The sequence below is a fragment of the Virgibacillus sp. W0181 genome (assembly GCF_051846915.1).
Classification (GTDB): domain Bacteria; phylum Bacillota; class Bacilli; order Bacillales; family Amphibacillaceae; genus JBPYCR01.
The window spans coordinates 19,955-39,597 of the sequence record NZ_JBPYCR010000033.1 but is presented as its reverse complement, the minus strand read 5'-3'; the positions used below and the strand labels follow the sequence as shown (position 1 = coordinate 39,597).

Annotated in this window: 16 protein-coding genes and 1 pseudogene; 9 read left to right on the top strand and 8 right to left on the bottom strand. The window is 36.7% G+C overall.

Translation table 11 applies throughout. From position 1 onward, the window contains the following. The coding region (locus ACLIBG_RS12385; RefSeq protein ID WP_439313077.1) for a fumarylacetoacetate hydrolase family protein at positions 1-747 on the top strand (747 nt) is incomplete at its 5' end. 134 nt (positions 748-881) lie between these two features. Here the strand turns inward: ACLIBG_RS12385 and ACLIBG_RS12380 are convergent. From ACLIBG_RS12380 to ACLIBG_RS12360, 5 genes are all read right to left on the bottom strand, one after another. Then, positions 882-2,012 carry an ABC transporter ATP-binding protein gene (locus tag ACLIBG_RS12380; protein ID WP_439313076.1) on the bottom strand — a complete coding sequence of 377 codons (1,131 nt, stop codon included), beginning with the start codon at positions 2,010-2,012 and terminating at the stop codon, positions 882-884. Positions 2,013-2,111: 99 nt separating this feature from the next. Further along, the gene (locus ACLIBG_RS12375; RefSeq protein WP_439313075.1) at positions 2,112-3,017 is read right to left on the bottom strand and encodes a PucR family transcriptional regulator; all 906 of its coding nucleotides are present in this window, start codon (positions 3,015-3,017) and stop codon (positions 2,112-2,114) included. A gap of 168 nt (positions 3,018-3,185) precedes the next feature. Further along, positions 3,186-4,520 carry a (Fe-S)-binding protein gene (locus ACLIBG_RS12370; protein WP_439313074.1) on the bottom strand — a complete coding sequence of 445 codons (1,335 nt, stop codon included), beginning with the start codon at positions 4,518-4,520 and terminating at the stop codon, positions 3,186-3,188. Further along, complete coding sequence (gene glcD / locus ACLIBG_RS12365) at positions 4,517-5,926, bottom strand: glycolate oxidase subunit GlcD (protein ID WP_439313073.1); 1,410 nt, start codon at positions 5,924-5,926, stop codon at positions 4,517-4,519. Before glcD ends, ACLIBG_RS12370 begins: the two co-directional genes overlap by 4 nt. 91 nt (positions 5,927-6,017) lie before the next feature. Continuing rightward, on the bottom strand, positions 6,018-7,145 hold the full coding sequence (locus tag ACLIBG_RS12360; RefSeq protein WP_439313072.1) for a CdaR family transcriptional regulator: 1,128 nt from the start codon (positions 7,143-7,145) through the stop codon (positions 6,018-6,020). A gap of 253 nt (positions 7,146-7,398) precedes the next feature. Between ACLIBG_RS12360 and ACLIBG_RS12355 the strand changes: the two genes are divergently transcribed. Beyond that, the gene (locus tag ACLIBG_RS12355) at positions 7,399-8,763 is read left to right on the top strand and encodes a TrkH family potassium uptake protein (RefSeq protein WP_439313071.1); all 1,365 of its coding nucleotides are present in this window, start codon (positions 7,399-7,401) and stop codon (positions 8,761-8,763) included. A gap of 593 nt (positions 8,764-9,356) precedes the next feature. On the opposite strand, the gene lepB is transcribed toward ACLIBG_RS12355, so the two are convergent. Further along, positions 9,357-9,890: a signal peptidase I gene (gene lepB / locus ACLIBG_RS12350; protein WP_439313070.1), complete on the bottom strand. Its 534-nt coding sequence runs from the start codon at positions 9,888-9,890 to the stop codon at positions 9,357-9,359. Between the two features lie 221 nt (positions 9,891-10,111). Between lepB and ACLIBG_RS12345 the strand changes: the two genes are divergently transcribed. After that, the gene (locus ACLIBG_RS12345; protein WP_439313069.1) at positions 10,112-10,288 is read left to right on the top strand and encodes a Spo0E family sporulation regulatory protein-aspartic acid phosphatase; all 177 of its coding nucleotides are present in this window, start codon (positions 10,112-10,114) and stop codon (positions 10,286-10,288) included. Between the two features lie 122 nt (positions 10,289-10,410). On the opposite strand, the gene ACLIBG_RS12340 is transcribed toward ACLIBG_RS12345, so the two are convergent. Continuing rightward, positions 10,411-11,331 carry a DMT family transporter gene (locus ACLIBG_RS12340; protein ID WP_439313068.1) on the bottom strand — a complete coding sequence of 307 codons (921 nt, stop codon included), beginning with the start codon at positions 11,329-11,331 and terminating at the stop codon, positions 10,411-10,413. A gap of 133 nt (positions 11,332-11,464) precedes the next feature. On the opposite strand from ACLIBG_RS12340, the gene ACLIBG_RS12335 reads away from it, so the two are divergent. Beyond that, positions 11,465-11,794 carry a hypothetical protein gene (locus ACLIBG_RS12335; protein WP_439313067.1) on the top strand — a complete coding sequence of 110 codons (330 nt, stop codon included), beginning with the start codon at positions 11,465-11,467 and terminating at the stop codon, positions 11,792-11,794. A 49-nt stretch (positions 11,795-11,843) separates the two neighbouring features. On the opposite strand, the gene ACLIBG_RS12330 is transcribed toward ACLIBG_RS12335, so the two are convergent. Next, on the bottom strand, positions 11,844-12,314 hold the full coding sequence (locus tag ACLIBG_RS12330; protein ID WP_439313066.1) for a YkyB family protein: 471 nt from the start codon (positions 12,312-12,314) through the stop codon (positions 11,844-11,846). A gap of 242 nt (positions 12,315-12,556) precedes the next feature. Between ACLIBG_RS12330 and tnpA the strand changes: the two are divergent. The 5 genes and pseudogenes from tnpA (at position 12,557) to ACLIBG_RS12305 (ending at position 19,596) form a co-directional block, all read left to right on the top strand. Then, positions 12,557-13,024, top strand: a pseudogene (gene tnpA / locus ACLIBG_RS12325) (IS200/IS605 family transposase). A gap of 375 nt (positions 13,025-13,399) precedes the next feature. Then, complete coding sequence (locus tag ACLIBG_RS12320; protein ID WP_439313065.1) at positions 13,400-14,995, top strand: PucR family transcriptional regulator; 1,596 nt, start codon at positions 13,400-13,402, stop codon at positions 14,993-14,995. Positions 14,996-15,246: 251 nt separating this feature from the next. Then, positions 15,247-16,248, top strand: coding sequence for a TAXI family TRAP transporter solute-binding subunit (locus tag ACLIBG_RS12315; protein ID WP_439313064.1), 1,002 nt, complete (start codon positions 15,247-15,249; stop codon positions 16,246-16,248). Between the two features lie 61 nt (positions 16,249-16,309). After that, positions 16,310-18,217 carry a TRAP transporter permease gene (locus ACLIBG_RS12310; RefSeq protein ID WP_439313063.1) on the top strand — a complete coding sequence of 636 codons (1,908 nt, stop codon included), beginning with the start codon at positions 16,310-16,312 and terminating at the stop codon, positions 18,215-18,217. Between the two features lie 14 nt (positions 18,218-18,231). Further along, positions 18,232-19,596: a UbiD family decarboxylase gene (locus ACLIBG_RS12305; RefSeq protein WP_439313062.1), complete on the top strand. Its 1,365-nt coding sequence runs from the start codon at positions 18,232-18,234 to the stop codon at positions 19,594-19,596. The last annotated feature ends 47 nt before the right edge of the window (positions 19,597-19,643 follow it).

The window sequence follows — 19,643 nt, the reverse complement described above, 5'->3', positions numbered from 1 at the left end:
CAATCCACTATATCAAAACTTGAAAGCTATATTCAAGATTTGCCGGAAGACAAATCTTATATGATTGCGGAAAATGAGGTTAGCTTTGGTCCGGCTGTAACTGCGCCAAATAAAATTATTTGTGTCGGGTTAAATTATCAAAAACATGCGGATGAAACTGGTTCTCCATATCCAAAAACGCCAATCTTATTTACAAAATATAACAATACTCTAGCAGGTCATAATCAAAATATTGTTGTTCCAAAAGTGACTGAAAAGCTAGATTATGAAGTAGAGTTAGGGATTGTAATCGGAAAGGAAACAAAAGATGTAGCAAAAGAAACAGCCCTTGATCATGTGTTTGGGTATGTAACAGCGAATGATCTGTCTGCAAGGGATCTGCAATTTGTAAGTTCTCAATGGTTATTAGGAAAAAGTTGTGACGGCTTTAGTCCAGTTGGTCCATATTTAGTAACTAGTAATGAAATCGATGACCCAAATAATCTAACCTTAAAAACATTTGTAAATGGGGAAGAGAGACAGAGTTCGAATACATCAGATATGATTTTCCATTGCGATGAAATTATTAGTTATATCTCTAAGTATATGACACTAACTCCAGGTGATATTATATTAACGGGGACTCCCGAGGGCGTAGTAATGGGCTTACCCGAGGAAAAACAAGTTTACATTCAACCAGGAGATGAAGTGACAGTAGAGATTGAAAAGTTAGGCAGTTTAACGAATCAATTTGTGGAAGATAAATAGATGCATTAATCCGGTGCTTATTCTGTCTAAGAATTAGCACCGGATTTTAAATGGTTTTCGAAAATTCTACTTTTCAATTGTCTGCATGATAAGATTAGTTTGAAATTGATTCGATCAACATCCTGTAAATAATCCTACGCTTCCATCGCTACTGCGCTATCCTCTTTCCCCTTTATCCGCATTTCAGTATCTTTATCAAAGAAATGACAGTTATCCATGTTGAAAGCTAAATCAAGTACTGACCCAGCCAAAATCCCTTTACGTGCTTCAACGCGGGCAACAAAATCTTCTTTATTAATTTTAGAATAAATTACTGTTTCTGAACCCATGAGCTCAGCTACTTCAACAGTTGCAGTAAATCTAGCATCTGGAAAAGATCCGTTTGAAACAGTTTGATCGTGTATATCTTCAGGACGAATACCAAGAATTAACCCTTTGTTTACGTATCCTGCTTCTTTTAGTACTTTCATCTTATTTTCCGGTACTTTGACGCTCGTTTCTCCCATTACGAAGAAACCATCGGTTAGTGTTCCATTCAAAAGGTTCATGGAAGGGGAACCGATAAATCCACCAACAAACACATTTTCCGGATAATCATATACTTCTTTTGGTGCGCCAACTTGTTGGATGATACCGTCTTTCATGACAACTAACCTTGTTGCCATTGTCATTGCTTCGGTCTGGTCGTGGGTAACGTAGATCGTCGTCGTTTGCAGTCGTTGGTGCAGTTTCTGTATTTCAGCCCGCATTTGTACACGTAGCTTTGCGTCCAGATTGGATAATGGTTCATCCATTAGAAAAACCTTTGCATCCCTGACGATGGCACGTCCAAGTGCTACACGTTGTCGTTGCCCCCCTGATAGAGCCTTTGGCTTCCGGTCTAAAAAGTCTTCTAAGCCTAATATTTTTGCGGCGTTATGTACACGTTCTTTAATCTCTGTTTTTTTAAACTTTCGAAGCTTTAATCCGAAAGCCATATTATCGTATACGTTCATATGTGGATATAAGGCATAATTCTGAAATACCATGGCGATATCCCGATCTTTCGGGGCTACATCGTTCATTAGAACATCGTCGATATACAGCTCGCCTCCTGATATTTCCTCTAATCCGGCAATCATTCGTAATGTTGTTGATTTCCCACAGCCGGATGGGCCTACAAACACAACGAATTCTTTATCTTCAATTTGTAAATCAAAATCTTCAACTGCTACAACGTCTTTTCCATATATCTTTTTAATGTTGTTTAATTGCAATTCTGCCATTAAAATTTCCCCTTACATTTGTATTTAACTACTATTTTAATGATATAGAATTATCTAATTATTCGTAAGAGAAAAATTGCACAAAAATGCTGACAACTATTAGGCATGTTTGCCAGATTCATAGTTTTTACATAATAATGCGAGGTAAACCGCTTGTGCTTGATCAAATTGTTGAAGGTCAATTCCTGTCTGATCACAAAATTTATCAATTCGGTATTGCAAGCTGTTCCTGTGCATATACAATTCCTTTGCTGTGACGGAAACGTTTAAATTACAATGGAACAACGTTTGGATTGTATGAATCATGTCGGTATCCTCGGCAAATTCACGAAGGACGCTTGAGATGATTTGTTTCCGTACAGAAGGATTTATTCGATTTAATAAAATGTACGGAATTGCTTCAGGATATGTAATAACGGATTTTTGGGAATGATTAAATACAGTATTGGCAGTTTCTTTGATTGTAGTATAATAGGCGGAAATATCATTTAGATTGTTTTGAAATAATCCTACGAAAAATTTTATGTTCACGTATAGATCGCTAATTAATACGTCGATAATACGTCTGTAATCAATGTCCTCGTCGGCGATTGATTGTTCTTCAACAATAATACCTTCCAGCTCATTTTCCCATAGAATTGGTACGGTTTTTGGGAACAATGTTTGAATCGCTTCATTAAACGCAAATGGGTCCATCTCGCTTTTGTCCATTCGGAAATAAACAAAACGGTATGGACTGTTTGTGCTTGGGAAAGTCACTTCCTCATTTGAAGCGTTCATCCATCTTTTCCACTTTTTCTCTTCCTCTGTTAGGATTGGGAGGTTCATGTTGTTAGGAGTTAAAAAGGTAGATAATAAAGCTATGTCGTTTGTCGTAAGCTCGCTTTTTAGGATGCCAATTGGCTGGTGGTCGGTCATATACCACTGGTAAAGATTCCTTGTAGACTCGTCTGTTGGCAACGTTGTGATAAGGGAGGGGAACAGTTTTTGCAAGTTGGTTAGCATGTGATATAAACCTCTTTTCTTTCTTGACTGATTACTATTATACATAAGAAGCGTATATCTAGACCAGCATTCCTGGATGTTGTTTAGAAATAAACTTCGTTCAGCTGGTAAAGAATTGCAGGTATGCTGATCCAGTGTTTTTTCACTCATGGGATATTGATTATAAGTTTACACATTACGTCCGGCTTGTTCATATGCCTCTAACAGTAAATCCACTATATGCACAGCCTCGACCTGACCAGTCAAACCTTCTCGTTCAATTCCAAGTTTCATTTGTAAAAGGCAGCCGGGGTTAGTGGTAACGATCGTTTTGGCTTTTGTTTGTTTCGTTTGTTCCATTTTATAGTCGAGAATTTGCATGGACATTTCGGATTCAACTATATTGTAAATGCCTGCAGAACCGCAACATCGTCCAGCATCTTTCATTTCCACATAGTCAACGCCTTCGATTGATTCGAGTAATTGACGCGGTTCCATAAATGTTTTCTGGCCGTTTTTTAAATGACAGGAATCCTGATAAGTCACTACTTGCTCATCCAATTGCAAGTTCATTTTGTGAAAGTCGAGTTCCACTAATACGCTTGTAATATCTTTTATTTTTGTTGAAAAAGCTGCTGCACGTGTTTTCCATTCCGGGTCATCTTTTAAAAGATAACCATAATCAACGAGAAATGCTCCGCAGCCGCCGGCATTTGTAATAATATAATCAACTTCAGCTTTTTCAAATGCCTCAATATTTTTTTTGGCCATTTCTCTTGCCTGGTCACGTTCACCGCTATGGCCATGTAATGCTCCGCAACATCCTTGGGTTTTCGGAATAACGATCTCACATCCGGCATATTGTAATAATTTTGCCGTTGCGTCGTTTGTTGACATGAACACCGTATCCATTAAACAACCGGAGAAAAAAGCGACTTTCTTCTGTTGTTTTGTATAGGCTTTTAAATGTGTCGGCCTGTTTTTCATTTCTTTTCGTTTCGGTATACGGGGCAGGACCTTTTCCATTGTACGCAAGTTTTCGGGAAACAGTTTCATGAATCCGATTGTTCTAGCTGTTTTTTGCAAGCCAGATCTTTGATATAACCCTAGTAAACTTGTAAGGCCAATCATTCGATTTTGATATGGAAATAGGTTGTTAAAAGCAAGATTTCGAGCCAACTTTACTGGGGCTGATTGTTTATTGCTTTGATAGATTGCATCTCTTGCTTGTTCCAGCAAATGGCCAAATTGTACGCCGGATGGACAGACTGGTTCACAGGCTCGACATCCTAGGCAAAGGTCAATCGAACGTTTCACTTCCTCGGTTGGTTCGATGGCCCCGTCCACGAGACCTTTCATCATTGCAATTCTTCCCCTTGGTGAATGTACTTCGTCTCCCGTTTCCACATACGTTGGACAACTCGGCAAACAGAAACCGCATCGGGTACAATTTAAAATTTCATCATAGTCCATTTTTTTCTTGAAATCTTTTTGAATGCGCTCTTTTTCTTTTAAATCGATCATTTGTTTTCCACCACGCTTTCCTTGGTCATTGAAAACATTTTACCGGGGTTCATAATGTTATTTGGGTCAAGGGACTTTTTAATATTACGCATTGCCTGAATACCCGCCTCACCAGTTTTTAAGTGCAAATAAGGAAGTTTCATCGCTCCAACGCCATGTTCACCAGTAATCGTACCGCCTAGGGCGATCGCCGTTTCAAAAATCTCACCAAGTGCCTTTTCAACCCGGATCATTTCTTCTTGGTTACGTACATCTGTTAAACAAGTAGGGTGGAGGTTGCCATCACCGGCATGCCCAAACGTACAAATCGTAATATCGTATTTCTCGGCAATTTTTCCAATGGCACGTACCATTTTGGCAATTTCTGAGCGGGGTACAGTTGCATCTTCCAGTATGGTCGTCGGTTTTAATCGGGAAAGGGCTGATAATGCTGTTCTTCTGGCAGCAGTTAACTGACTTGCTTCTTCTTCAGATGCTGCGAGCGTCACTTGAAACGCGTTATTCTTTTTACATAATGTTGTGATGGATTCCATATCGCGCTGTACAATTTCCGGGGCGCCATCTTGTTCAATTAATAAAACAGCTTCAGCATCTGTCGGCAGGCCAATACGTGCGTAGTCTTCAACGACTTCCAGCGTGTGCCGATCGAGAAACTCCATCGTAGCAGGAATGATTCGATTAGCGATGATGGCTGATACGGATTCAGCGGCTTTTTCCAAGTCATCATAAAGGGCGAGCATTGTTTGTTTTGTTTCTGGTTTAGGGATAAGTTTTAAAATTGCTTCGGTTATGATGCCAAGCGTGCCTTCTGCTCCTGTATATAATTTTGTTAAATCATACCCGGCAACATCTTTAGCCAGCTTGCCGCCGGTTCGAATAATTTCCCCTGTAGGCAGGACAATTTCAAGTCCAAGAACATAATCTTTTGTTACGCCGTATTTTAATCCACGCAGTCCGCCGGAATTTTCACTTATATTTCCGCCAATCTGGGAAATATGCATGGATCCTGGATCGGGTGGATAAAAAAGTCCAATTTCTTCAGCTACTTCGTGGATTTTTTTCGTATAGACGCCAGGCTGTACGGTCATTGTTAAATTTTCCTCATCAATTTCCATGATTTGATTCAAATGTTTGAACAACAGGACGATTCCACCTGAAAGAGGTGTCGTACCGGCACATAAATTGGTTCCGGAACCACGGGGAACGATCGGGATTTTATGTTTATTACACCATTTAACAATCTCCGCGATTTCATTTGTATTTTTTGGTGCAATCACTGCGTCTGGCATTGCTTGGAATTGAGCGGTTGAATCGTAGGAATAGGCAAGTAATGAAGCATTGTCTGTTACAACATTTTCTGCTCCTACAAGCCTTTCCAGTTGTTTAATATGCTGTTCCCGCAACATAGCATCTCTCCTTATCTATGTGTCGATTTAAAGACGTTACCTTTATTTTAATGGAAAGATTCAGAAAAATATATATAGAAAGGTACAAAATTTATGGATTAGCATTCTGTATATTTGGTTTTTCATCTAAAAACAGAAAGGCTAAATAAAATGCAGTAATGGTTTGCGTACATTTAGGATTCAAACCTGAACGTTCATAAATACTATTTAGACGATAATGCAATGTATTAATATGGACGTGCAGTTGTTCGGCGGTTGTCTTAAGTTGTAAATCGTTTTGTAAATATGCTTGCAATGTTTGAAGCAACAATTTATCATGAATAATCGTTTGTAATGTACGATTGATAAAAGCCGTTTTCGTTTGCTCAGAAATATCGGTGAGTAAAATATCCAGAAAGAGATCATTATAAAGAACAATGGAGTAGTTACTTGTTTTTAAAGCCTTTTTTGCTTGAGCGTAGGAGGTCTCTAAAGAATCAGCATCGACAGCATTTCCAATTCCGATAGCTGTATTCGTTTGTAACTTTTCGTTGGCAAAGCGTTGAAATGATTCTAAATCGTTTAGTAATGCATCTTCCGGACATGCTTGGTTCGTTTCCAATAAAATAAGAATTTTGTTTTCCTCCCACTTGATTACAATACCTTTCAAGTGTTCTTCCAGCCAGCTTTTACTGGTTGAAATAATAGGGGATATTGGTTCATTGTCTATATGCTTTAAAACAACAAGGATACATCTTATATTTATTTCCCAATTTATTCCTAGGGTGTATGCCCTTTTTACGAATTCATCGTCGATCGTATTTGCTTGGAGCCAATCAAATACAAACCGCTCTATGATACGCTCCTTCCATTCGGTTTCTTGAATGAATACATTTTCTTTAATTAGTAACTCGGTCATTTTTTGCATTAAGGAACCAAATGGTGCAACTTTGTCCGGGTTACCGGTAATTCCGATGACTCCGATAACATTTCCTTGAATCGTAATTGGCAGGTTGATACCGGCCTTTACACCTTGCATTGTCTGCTCATCACCAGCTGTCAAGACGGTTACGGTCTTATTTTTAATCGTTTCGCTTGCACCCTCATGAAAGTGACCAATCCGCTCCCTGTTAGTGCTAGCAATAATGATTGCCTGTTTGTTTACGATAATTATATTTTCATTAATTAGTCGCTTCGTTTCATTTATAATTTTATCTCCAAGATCTGTCGTTAACTCCATGGTAAAACAACCTTTCTGAAGTCGCTCTATGAGCGGGTTCTTATTGAGTTAATTGAATTGTATCGAGATTTACTGGAAATGTCGAAAAAAAGCGAGTATTATTTACATACACTTGTTATAATTACCACTAAGAAGTTGTTCAAAAAGACACCAAATTATTAGTGACGAATTTCTTCGTTGGCTTGTATTTAATACGGAATTTTTTGAACTCGCACCGAGTCGTGTTTATTCGATATAAAAAGGGAGTATTAATATGCTTAACCAACATTCTTTTGTCCGGTGGGTAAATAATTTATCCCCTGTACAAATATTATTATTTTTTTACTTAATTGCTGTAGTTATTTCAACAGCACTTCTTGCTTTACCGGTTGCACACCAGGAGGGAGTAGATATTCCTTTTATTGATATATTGTTCACGGCGGTCAGTGCTTTCAGTGTGACGGGTTTGAGTACCATTACGGTTGCAGATACGCTTAGTACGACTGGTATTATTTTTCTAGCTGTTATTTTACAATTGGGTGCAATTGGTGTTATGGCGATTGGAACGCTCATTTGGATTGCTTTAGGTAAAAAAATCGGTTTGAAAGAGCGACGTTTAATTATGACGGATCAAAATCAAACACACTTTGAAGGTATGGTTCGACTGATTATTCAAATTATATACGTTCTATTTATTATTGAATTCATTTTTTTCGTCATTCTGGGATTGTATTATCTACAGTATTATCCGACGGTACAAGAATCTTTTTTGCATAGTTTTTTTTCTACAATTAGTGCCATTACGAATGGTGGATTCGATATTACTGGCGAATCATTGCATTTATATCGCAATGATTATTTTATTCAATTTATGCATATATTGCTTATTATTTTTGGTGCGATCGGTTTTCCGGTTTTAGTAGAAGTTAAGGAATTTCTTCTGTCAAAAAAAGAAGACCGTAAATATATGCGTTTTAGCTTGTTTACAAAAGTGACAACAATTACGTTCTTTTTTCTCGTTGTTATCGGTACGATTTTCATTTATTTATTGGACATGAACCATTTCTTTGCAGGGAAGTCCTGGCATGAAAGTTTGTTTTATTCCCTGTTTCAGTCGGTTACAACGCGAAGTGCTGGATTATCTACGATGGATGTCAATTTGTTAACGGAACAAAATCATTTATTTATGTCGGTCTTAATGTTTATCGGTGCTTCACCAAGTAGTGCCGGCGGAGGGATTCGAACAACTACATTTGCGCTTGTTATTATTTTTATTATCACTTATGCAAGAGGGGGGCGGAATATACGTCTCTTCAAACGGGAAGTATATGAAGAAGATTTATTAAAAGCTGTAACAGTGACATTAATGGCTTTTATATTCGTTGTTTTTTCTTTGCTGATCCTCTTAATCGTAGAGCCGTTTCCGATCATGCAACTGTTGTTTGAAGTGACGTCTGCATTTGGGACGGTAGGTTTGTCTTTAGGGGTTACGAGTGAGTTAACAACCTTCAGTAAAATCATTTTAATGGTATTAATGTTTATAGGAAGAATTGGTATTTTGACATTTTTATTTACGTTTAAAACGAGAAAACAAAACGGGAAAGTGCACTATCCTAAGGAGAAAATTATTATCGGTTAATACGGGTGAAGAGAAGTCACTCATGAAAAAAGCACGCGAAGAAATACTTATATCTATTCTATAGGTGTCTATTTATTGAAAACGACGCGGATCCGGGCATAATTCAAGTTGATTTATCTCAATAAGCCACTAACACCGTTTTAAAATTTTTTCGCATGTAGAACAAGAGGGGGCCATTGTACAAAATAGTACAATTTCCATTTGTTATTGGTACGCTTTCAATAGAAATGACTTTATTTAATGCTACAAAATTGCTATGATGTAGGAAAGTCATGATATATATGCAAAAAAGTACATATAGTATAAATGCATAATAACAGAAAGGAGTAACGCCCATGTGGGAAATTACTTTTGGCATTATTTGTTTAGGAATTGCCGCATTGAATATTGGATATTGTTTGTTTGATCATGAATAATGAACGACGAAGGGTCTGACATGGATGTGTCAGACCTTATTATTTAATTAATATAAAAGTATTATAAGGGCTGTAACCCTTCACTTTCTGGAAACCTTATTGACTGTTTCTAGTCATTTTTTAGAACTATCGTTCAATGGAAAGGAAAGTAATCATTCATTGGATAAAGATTCACTTTTATCTGGTTAGCTCCCATTCATTGAACGGGTAAATAATAAATTCCGATCTCCCGATAATTTCTTCTCTGCCAATAAAACCGAGGCCATTTCGACTATCCTTGCTTATTGCCCGGTTATCGCCCATGACGTAATAACTCTCTTCCGGAACTTCAATCGGGCCAAAATTACCTGTTAACATTCTAGCCGAATCGTTCAGAAAACTTTGATCATGTTCCACACCATTAATATATAATGTATGATTTTTCATCTCTACCGTTTCTCCAGGTAAAGCAACGACTCTTTTTACATAATTTTTATGAGGTCGATTAATAATGACGATGTCACCGCGTTCAGGTTCGGATATAATATAAACAAATTTATTGAAAATGACCTTTTCCCCGTCTTCGAGAGCCGGATCCATGCTATCTCCCTCAACTATTGAAGTTGCAAATACAAAGCTTCTTAAAAAGAAAGCAAGCAAAAGTGCTATAACAATAGCTTTGACCCATTCGATCCATTCTTTTTTTTCTTTTGTTTCACTCACTGATGACATCCTTCCACCGACATGTATATGTCATTATCTATAGTAGCATAGACTTTCTTACGTTTCGAATGCAAATTTTTCGGTTATTATAATATATAAACAAAATATTCTTTAAATGTCACAAAAAAGACATAGACAAGCTTGGTTTCTTTGATTATACTATAATGGGTCTAAGATATCGTTTCGGTTCGATACATCTGTGTTTAGGCCAAGAGAGGAGTACTATTTTCATGGATACCAATGATAGGCTTATAAAACAAATTGAAACCTTACGAAACCATATGACTGAAATAGCTTTTACGAAAGGATTTACTAGTGATGAATCAATTGAGGTCAGTCAAAAACTAGATAATCTATTAAACCAGTACGACCGAATGAATATTGAATCGGGAGTAAAGAATAGTTGACTTGATAATTTGATGAGAAAATGAGTTGGATGAGCAGAGATTTTGAAAAACATCGCGGTTAATGAATAATTGACCCGGAAAGTTATGCACCGATCTTAACAATAAATCTTTTAGTAACTTCTTTACTCTTCCATATGAATCTCCACATGCGTAGTTTCCTCCAGTTTATTTCCTTTCGAATTTAGTTGAACAAAAATTACAGCACTTAAAATCAAGACCATTCCAATCAGTTGTACAGAAGTAAATGTTTCCCGGAATACAAAAACTCCGATAATGGTAGCAACGACAGGCTCAATTGTAGAAAGAATAGATGCTTTGGATGCTTCCGTATGCTGCAAGCCGTATGTATAAATAATATAAGCAATAGCGGTAGGGAATAAACCAAGCCCTATTGCAAAAAAAAGAACATTCGAATTAGCAAGCAAATATATTTTTTCTTTGTACGGAAAGAAAGGAAGAAGTGCTACAGTTGCTGCAACAAACGTATAAGTTGTAATAACGATGCTCGTATATTTTTTTAATGCAAATTTACTGAAAATACTATAAAAGGCATAACCAATTCCGGATCCGAGTCCAAAGAGAATTCCGATTGGCTGCAATGCATTAAAATTCCACGGAATTAATCCAACAATAAAACAAATCCCCAATATTGTAAGAAAGAGTGCAATAACCTTTTCCCTTGTGACAGGCTCTTTAAATAAAAAATACGAAAAAATAATTACGAATGCCGGAGCGGTATATAATAAAGCGGTAGTAAATGGAATGGTCGTTAATTCGATGGCAGTGAACATACAATAGTTAAAGAAAAGGATACTGAAAATTCCTGTCCCGATAAAATATCTTAGATCGAAAATGGAATGAAGCTTTAAGCTTTTCCTCGATTTTAGCAGTAAATATGTAACGAGGATAATAGCAGTTGAAGATGCTCTTAATGTAACTACCTCCATCGGCGTAAAGCCGTACATATATAAATGCTTAACAAACCATCCAATTGTTCCCCATAGACCGGCTCCAGCAATGATAAGTATAAAAGCTCTGTTCACAGCATCTCTCTCCCATTAACAAAGTTCCCTTTTTAGTATAACAAAAAAGGTACGATGGAAATACATGTATAAGTTTTTCCATAATTGCCAAAAATGATAATGGGAAATTGATAAGAAAGGTAGTTGTTGTACCGTGAGTTGGATCAAAACCGGGCATTTTTCCCCTTTAGGAATTACGGAAGAACATATTTGGTATGGACTCGGATTTCTTAGTGTTTGTATTATTTACCTACTTGTTAATGCACTAATGCTGTGGTTAGTTGCAAATGGCCTGACGAAAATCATCACGTACATTGTCAGTAGTTTAACTACTATTGTGCTTTCTTCATTATTAATCATCTACACGGATGCTTTTCACGCATCTGTCATAAAAATTATTATGCAAAGTATCGCTTTTTTTGGTTTGTTTGTCGTTATTTTATATTTGTTTTTTCAACTGAAACGAAAATTATTGTCTAATTAAACAGGAAAGAAGATTCAACGAAATGTGTCGTCGAACCTTCTGCTGCTTGTTAATTGCGAAATGATTTTTTAGGTGGCCATTCCATTTTACCAAGGGATGATGGGGTGAAATAGGCTGAGTGATGGGCTTGACGAGTAACCGATGGCTGCTTTTTTGGTTTCCAGTCAATGTAGTTATAGATAACTTTTTTAGCATGTGATAGAGGCATCTTTGTTTGCGGATTACGATAATTCTGATTAAGGGAACCTAAATGCGTTAATTTTTTAAAGTCATCCTTTGCTGGAGGGATATGGAAATAGTATTGATCTACTTTTACAAGCAATGTAGAATGTTGGTTGCTGAATTTGGGACGATTGGAAAAATGCAGTCCTATTTTTTCTGCCCGCTTTTCTTTTAGTAATCGGCTGATAGCCTCTTTTTTTATAAAGTACAAATGCTGCGGTTCAGGAGCAGTTTTTGCGTGCCGATTAATCGTATAAAGTGCTCTAGCCAATTCATTTAAATTAATGTTCCGACTCATTTAATAAGCCTCCTTACTTGAGAGGAAAATCTTCTTTAAGCTTAACTGAAAGCTTGTCTCCTTGCAATGATTAGACGTTTTATTCGTTGAGAGTTTCTATTATTTAGTGGTTTTTGAAAACCCCTGGCTATGCCGGGGGTTCTGGAGAGCTTCTAGCGTGGGGTCAAAAAACGCCTCTCTTCATGGTAAGATAAGGTTGGTTTCCCGACCACCAAATCTCGCCATAGAAGGAGGCATGTCCAATGAAGGACAAGAATAGTTTAGCACATACACAGTGGAGATGTAAGTATCATCTTGTATTTGCACCAAAATATAGAAGACAAATTATATATGGAAAATATAAAAAAGTATAGGAGAAATAATAAGAGAACTTTGCGAGAGAAAAAATGTAGAAATACATGAAGCAAATGCTGCTTGTAAAGACCATATTCATATGTTGGTTAGTATCCCACCAAAGTTAAGTGTATCTCAATTTATGGGGTATTTAAAAGGGAAAAGTAGCTTAATGATTTTTGATCGCTAATTTAAAGTATAGATACGGTAATCGCAAATTCTGGTGTCGAGGTTACTTTGTAGATACGGTGGGAAGAAATAAAAATCAAATTCAAGAATATATTCGAAATTAGCTGAGAGAAGACTATATGAGTGATCAGTTAACTTTATTTGAAGAATATGATCCATTCACGGGGAAGAAAAATAAGAAAAAATAAGAGATTCTTTTAGAATCAGCGAGTGAGTGCGGTGCAAGAGGGAGAACTGTTCAGAGGGCCTTTAAGGCCGAGGCCGGTAACAAAGGCTTTCAGCCGCAGAGCAAACCACCGGTTCACACTGGTGGTTTTGATTATGGATGAAAATATGGTCTATCAGATTTGCATTTGGCGGAAAAACTATTAGTAATTTTCAAAGAAAATCGTTATTCTGGTAAAATTCTACGATGGCTTGAAATGAACGAGTTTCACCTATTTTTCTAAAAATCTATGTTATAATAGGATTCGCAATATTAAAAAGATATATATTGATCGTTAGGCCTTTAAGTTAATCGTTTAGTATTTTTTATGAGAATATATCATATAGGAAGGTGCCACATGAGTATTTCACTACGAAATTCGATGAAGCTTGGACGTTTTAGAGAATGCGAAGTTGTAGCTGGCCATGAGGGATTGGATAAGATTATAGAGAATATGACAGTTATGGAAGTTCCCGATATTGTGGATTGGCTCAAAGGAAGAGAATTAATTTTAACATCTTTATATGCGATTAAAGATGATAAAGATGCACAGAATTTGTTGATTCAACAACTCTTCTATGCTGGAGTAACCGCGTTGGCGATAAAACCATTTCATTCTATGGAGGCCATTCCTGATACTATTATAAAAAGTGCTGATAAATTAGGGTTTCCTGTCATACGAATACCAGATCATGTAAGTTATTTGGATATTTTATCACCAGTAATGCAGCATATTTTTGACGAAAAAGTGGTGTTGCAAGAAAATTTGGAACAAGTTACGAGTGTGTTGCAAGAAATCTCTTTAAATTCGCAAGGGGTTGATGTTTTTGCTGAAAGTGTCAGTACAATAACGAGAAATGTTACCACCATTGAAAGTGAGTTTTCGTTTATTCATACACCTGAACCGCAGCAACCTATTGTGCCATTGTCCAAAGAGCAAAAAGATGAACTGATTATAATTAAACGGCCTATTCGTTATAAACGGAAGTATGGAAAAGAGAAAATGTCATGTATTGTTGCTCCAATTATTGTAGATGAGGCTTATTTTGGAAACATTACGAGTTGGGAAGTTAATAATGACCACCTTACTATCGATTTAGCTATTTTAGAAAAAGCTGCTTCTTTATTATCGCTGGAATTTTTACGTTTAAAAGTAAAGTATGATGTCGAACAACAGTATAAAAATGATTTTATGAGGGAATTGTTGTTTAACCCAAGTATAAGTGAAAAAGACCTTGTTGAGTGGGGGGCTAAGTTTCATATATCAGAGGATAAGAATTATGTTTGCATGTTGCTGGAAGAAAACCAAAAAACCCCATCATTTACTGAAGAGAAACTGTTGACAAAGACAGAAGTTAATTCAATTTTGCAGCAAAAATGGCCCACTATTTTGGTGGGTAATATAAGAGATTGGATTTGTATTATTTTAGAGGCTGATAATAATGAGAAGTTACACTCGATATGTGAAGAAGTGATGAATCTAATCGACGATTATAGCAGCCAAAAATCTCCTGTTTGCTTAGGCGTAGGGGAGATTGATGAAGGGCCAGAAGGGATAAAAAGAAGTTTTTTGCAAGCGGAACAAACATTGCAATTAACGAAAACAACTAAGGAAAAAAGAGAAATTATCTATTACGAAGACTTAGGGGTTTTTCGGCTGCTAAGTCCGCTCTTGGGCAGAAGAGAAATATATGAGTTTTATGAGAGTAATATGGATAAGTTAGTACGTGAAGATTCTAAGCAAGAACTTATTAATACATTAAAAACGTACTTTTACTATAATGAATCCTTAAAAGATACTGCCAATGCCTTATATATCCATGTTAATACATTAAAATATCGTATTAAAAGGATTGAAGAAATTACGGGATGTGATTTTAAAAAAACGGAAGAGAAATTGAATTTATTCCTAGGATTTAAAATTTATGAGTTGTTACATTTTAACCGTGAATAATTTTCAGGAATTTTTTCTAATCTTTTTGTTAATCTGCCGTTGATATACATTATTACTTTCTTGATTAAACTCTTTGCTCAAGCCTATCACAGCTTACTTTCCGAAGCCTAAGTAATTAAACCGACCACATTACTTGTAGGAAAAGCTAAAAGAAACAAATGATTTTTGGTTAAAAACCTAAAATGAAAGTGGATTTCTAAATGTTAACATAATTTATGATAAGAATTTTAATTAATGGGAGGGAATATTGCATGAAAAAGTTAAAGGCTGTATTGTTATTGTTTGTTGCTTTAATTTTGCTTTCAGCATGTGGAGGCGATAATGGGTCAGCAAACGACGAAGGATCTGACGAAGGAAAAAGTAACGATGAAAATGAAAGGGTTTCCTTATCAACAGCAGGTACAGGTGGAGCATGGTATCCTGTTGGAGGCGGAATAGCTAACATTGTTAGTGAAAACTCGGATACTTTAAGTGTTTCAGCTGAAGTTTCGAATGGTGGAGTAGAAAATATTCGGTTGATTAATGATGGAACAAGTGAATTTGGATTTGCAAATACAGATATTGTTTATGAAGGTTACCATGGTGAAGGTACGTATGAAGAAGATGGGGAAATGGACATTATGTCTGTAGCTTACCTCTATCCAAGTACTTTCCAGGCTGTTGTATTGAAAGACTCAGGGATAAAATCTTTAAGTGATTTAAAAGGGAAAACTGTAGCGGTTGGACCGCCAGCGTCCTCTTCAGAAATAATGGGATGGGACATATTGGAGGCCTCTGGTATTACTGAAGATGATATTAACGGGCAAACTATTAGCTTTGAAGAAGGTGTGAATGCATTACGTGATGGTAATGTTGACGCGGTATTTGTAATGAGTGCTGCGCCAAACTCTCAAATTATGGAGATTTCAACTACGAAAGATATACAACTATTGCCGGTTGAAGATGATGTGATTAATTCATTAAAAGAGGAAACTCCATATTACGGAAAAACAACTATACCATCTGAAACATACGATGGACAAGAGCAAGATATTGATACGATGTCTATGGGAACTACGATTGTAGTAAATCCGAATGTTTCAGAAAACGCAGTTTATGAATTTACCAAACATATATATGAAAATGTTGATGAAGTTAAAGAGCTACATTCAATTGCTAAAGAAATCAATTTAGAAAATGCAACAAATATGCCAATACCATTCCACCCTGGTGCTAAAAAGTATTACGAAGAACAAGGAATGGATGTTGAATAAAAAATATGCATCAAGAAGAAGCGGCTTTAGTCTATCGATGTAACTAAAGGAGGAATATAGTTTGACTCAATCAATAACAAAGACGGTAAAAGTTCTACTTGTAATAGTTGCTGTGCTATTGGCTATATTCCATCTCTACACCGCTTATTTTGGTACCTTCCCTGGTTTAATACAACGATCCGTACACTGGGGAGGCGTACTGTTAGCTATATTTTTGCTGCCACTTACAAAGCTTGATAAGTTAAGTGGCGGAAAAAATATATTTATAATTATTGGTAGTGTAGTTTTTGTAGCCCTTTCAGCAGTGACAAGCTTATATTTAGTTATTAATTATGAAGATATTCTTGTCAGAATTGGGAGTTATACCTCTGTTGATATGGTATTAGGAATTATTGCAGTAATTTTGTTGCTGGAAGCAACCAGAAGGGCGCTAGGTTGGGCTCTTCCGATTATTACCATATTATTTATTTTATATGCATTTTTGGGGCCATATATACCAGGAATGGCCGGACATAGTGGTATAACCTTTGAACGGTTCTTTACCACAATGTATTTAACTTCAAATGGCATTTATGGTATTGCGCTTGGTGTAGCAGCAACATTTATCTATTTATTTATCTTTTTTGGAAGTATATTAAATCGAACAGGAGCAGGTAACTTTTTTGTTGATGTTGCTTTATCGACAACTGGTAGGGTTAGTGGTGGACCAGCATTATCAGCAGTTTTAGCTAGTGCTCTTATGGGTTCGATTTCGGGAAGCGGTGTTGCAAATGTTGCAACTACAGGTAACTTCACCATACCATTAATGAAGAATACAGGATATAAACCACACTTTGCTGGTGCGGTTGAAGCAATTGCTTCTAATGGGGGTCAAATATTACCTCCCGTTATGGGTGCAGCCGTTTTCTTAATGGCGGAAATATTAGGAATCCCTTATTTGACAATTGCTGTAGCAGCAATCATTCCTGCAATATTATATTTTATTACAACCGGATTCGTCGTTTATTTACAGGCGAAAAAGGAAAACATAAGGCCGTTAGACAAAGAAAATATTCCAAGCTTTAAAAAGACGATGAAACGCGGATTTTATTACTTGATACCGCTAATAGTAATTATATACTTTTTGGCAGCAGGTTTTAGTCCTATGCGAGCAGCGTTTTATGGAATTGTGTCTGTTATAGTGATAGGGTTTGTCAATAAAAAAATCAAATTTAATTTCAAAATATTAAGCGAGGCCTCGTACTCGGCTCTTAAGTCAGCAATAACAGTGAGCTCAGCTTGTGCTTGTGCGGGAATTATCATCGGAGTTGTCTCATTAAGTGGATTAGGATTAAAAATGTCGAGCTTAATTGTATCAATGTCTAATGGGATTGTTTGGATTGCTTTAATTATTACTATGTTAGTATCTATAATAATGGGGATGGGATTACCTACTTCAGCAGCTTATTTAATACTAGCCGTATTGGGTGGCCCTGCTTTGATTGATATGGGAGTAAGCCCAATAGCTGCCCACCTATTCATCTTATATTTTGGCTGCCTTTCAACAATAACTCCACCTGTCGCGCTTTCATCATTTGCTGCAGCAGGAATTGCTGGGTCACATCCTATGCGAACTGGTGTGGAGTCGTTCAGACTGGCAATTGTTGCATTCATAATTCCATATATGTTTGTATATGGGCCGGCACTTCTTATGGATGGCGTTTGGTATGATATAGTAATTAAAACAATAATAGCCATCATTGGGTGTTTCTTTATTGCGACTACAGTAATTGGATGGTTAGGTGGAAAACTGCATTTTATATTAAGAATTATTATATTTGGAATCGCAATCTCACTACTACATCCAAGTTATATTACAAGTTTGACTGGTATAGGATTATTAACGGTGATATTAGTTTTAAATAAATATATCTTTAATAATAGAGATACTTTAAATTCAATAACTAACACAAAAGCTAATATAAAATAATTGGAGGAATAAAATTGACAGCATTTCATGATTTAAGAACTTACCTAGATTACTTGAGAAAAAAGGACGACTTACTTGAAATAAACGATGAAATTTCTACTAAGTATGAAATAGTGGCTCTGACTAGACAATCTTCAGATATTGAAGGACCAGCTCTTTTGTTTAATAATGTAAAGGGATATGATTACCCAGTTCTAAGCGGTTTATTCGGGGCAGAAAGACGTGTTTCCGAAGCGTTTGGAGTGAGTACGTCCGAATTCCATAATTTTTATGTCGAAAACGAACGGAAAGTTATCAAGCCAACATTAGTTGAAGATGCCCCCTGTCAAGAAATTGTTTTAAAAGGTGATGACATTGACCTAACGAAGCTTCCTATTCTCACACATTATGAGCGTGACGGCGGTGCCTATGTTACAGCGGGCCTTCAAATGTCAAAGAATCCGGATACCGGTGAGAGAAACGTATCTATACATAGAATGTTGTTGCTTGGAAAAGACAAGCTAACAGTATATGCACCTCCCGGGAGACATTTAGGAAGAATTATTCAAAGAAACGAAGATAATGGTGAAGGAACAGAAATTGTTACAGCAATTGGAAATGCACCCGCACTTTCCATTGCTTCCCAAGCAAGGGTGCCTATGGGATATGATGAAATCGATGTAGCTGGTGGGCTGTTGGGAGAATCAGTACCAATGACCAAGTGCGTTAGCCTTGATCAGGAGGTGCCTGCATATACGGAAATTGTAATTGAAGGTAAAACTATCCCACATGAAAGAGCCATGGATGGCCCATTCGGTGAATATCCTGGTACGTACAGTAGAGCCGCTGAGGCTCCAGTACTGCAGGTAACAGCTATTACAATGAGAAAAAAACCTTTTTACACAAACGCTTTAACTGGTATGCCTATGACCGAAAACCATTGGATGATGAAACCGGCTGTTCAAGCCCTAGCATTTGAAGAGGCTTACAAAATTTGTCCAGAAGTCGTTGATCTTAATGTTACAAATGGCGGAACGACAAGGCACCATATTATCGTGTCAATTAAAAAGAGGCATGAGTCGGAAGCACGGAATTTAATTGCGGGACTGTTAGCTGGTCCAATTGGTGTTAAACTTGTTGTCGTAGTTGACGAAGACATTGATGTTCATGACACAGAAATGGTTGAATGGGCGGTTAATAACCGATTTCAAGCAGGTAAAGACCTAGTGGTTATACCAAATCTATACAGTCCTACACTTGACCCTTCTGCCCCTGCTCATAGAGCAAGTGATAAAATGGGAATGGATGCTACAGCGCCATATGGAAAATTGGATGATTTTAAAGCTGCGTATACACCAGGCATTGAAAACATTCGTTTAGAAGACTATATGAAAAAGTAATTTAAGCTTTGACTTACTAACGTATTAAGTTGTTACGGGTGCAAAAC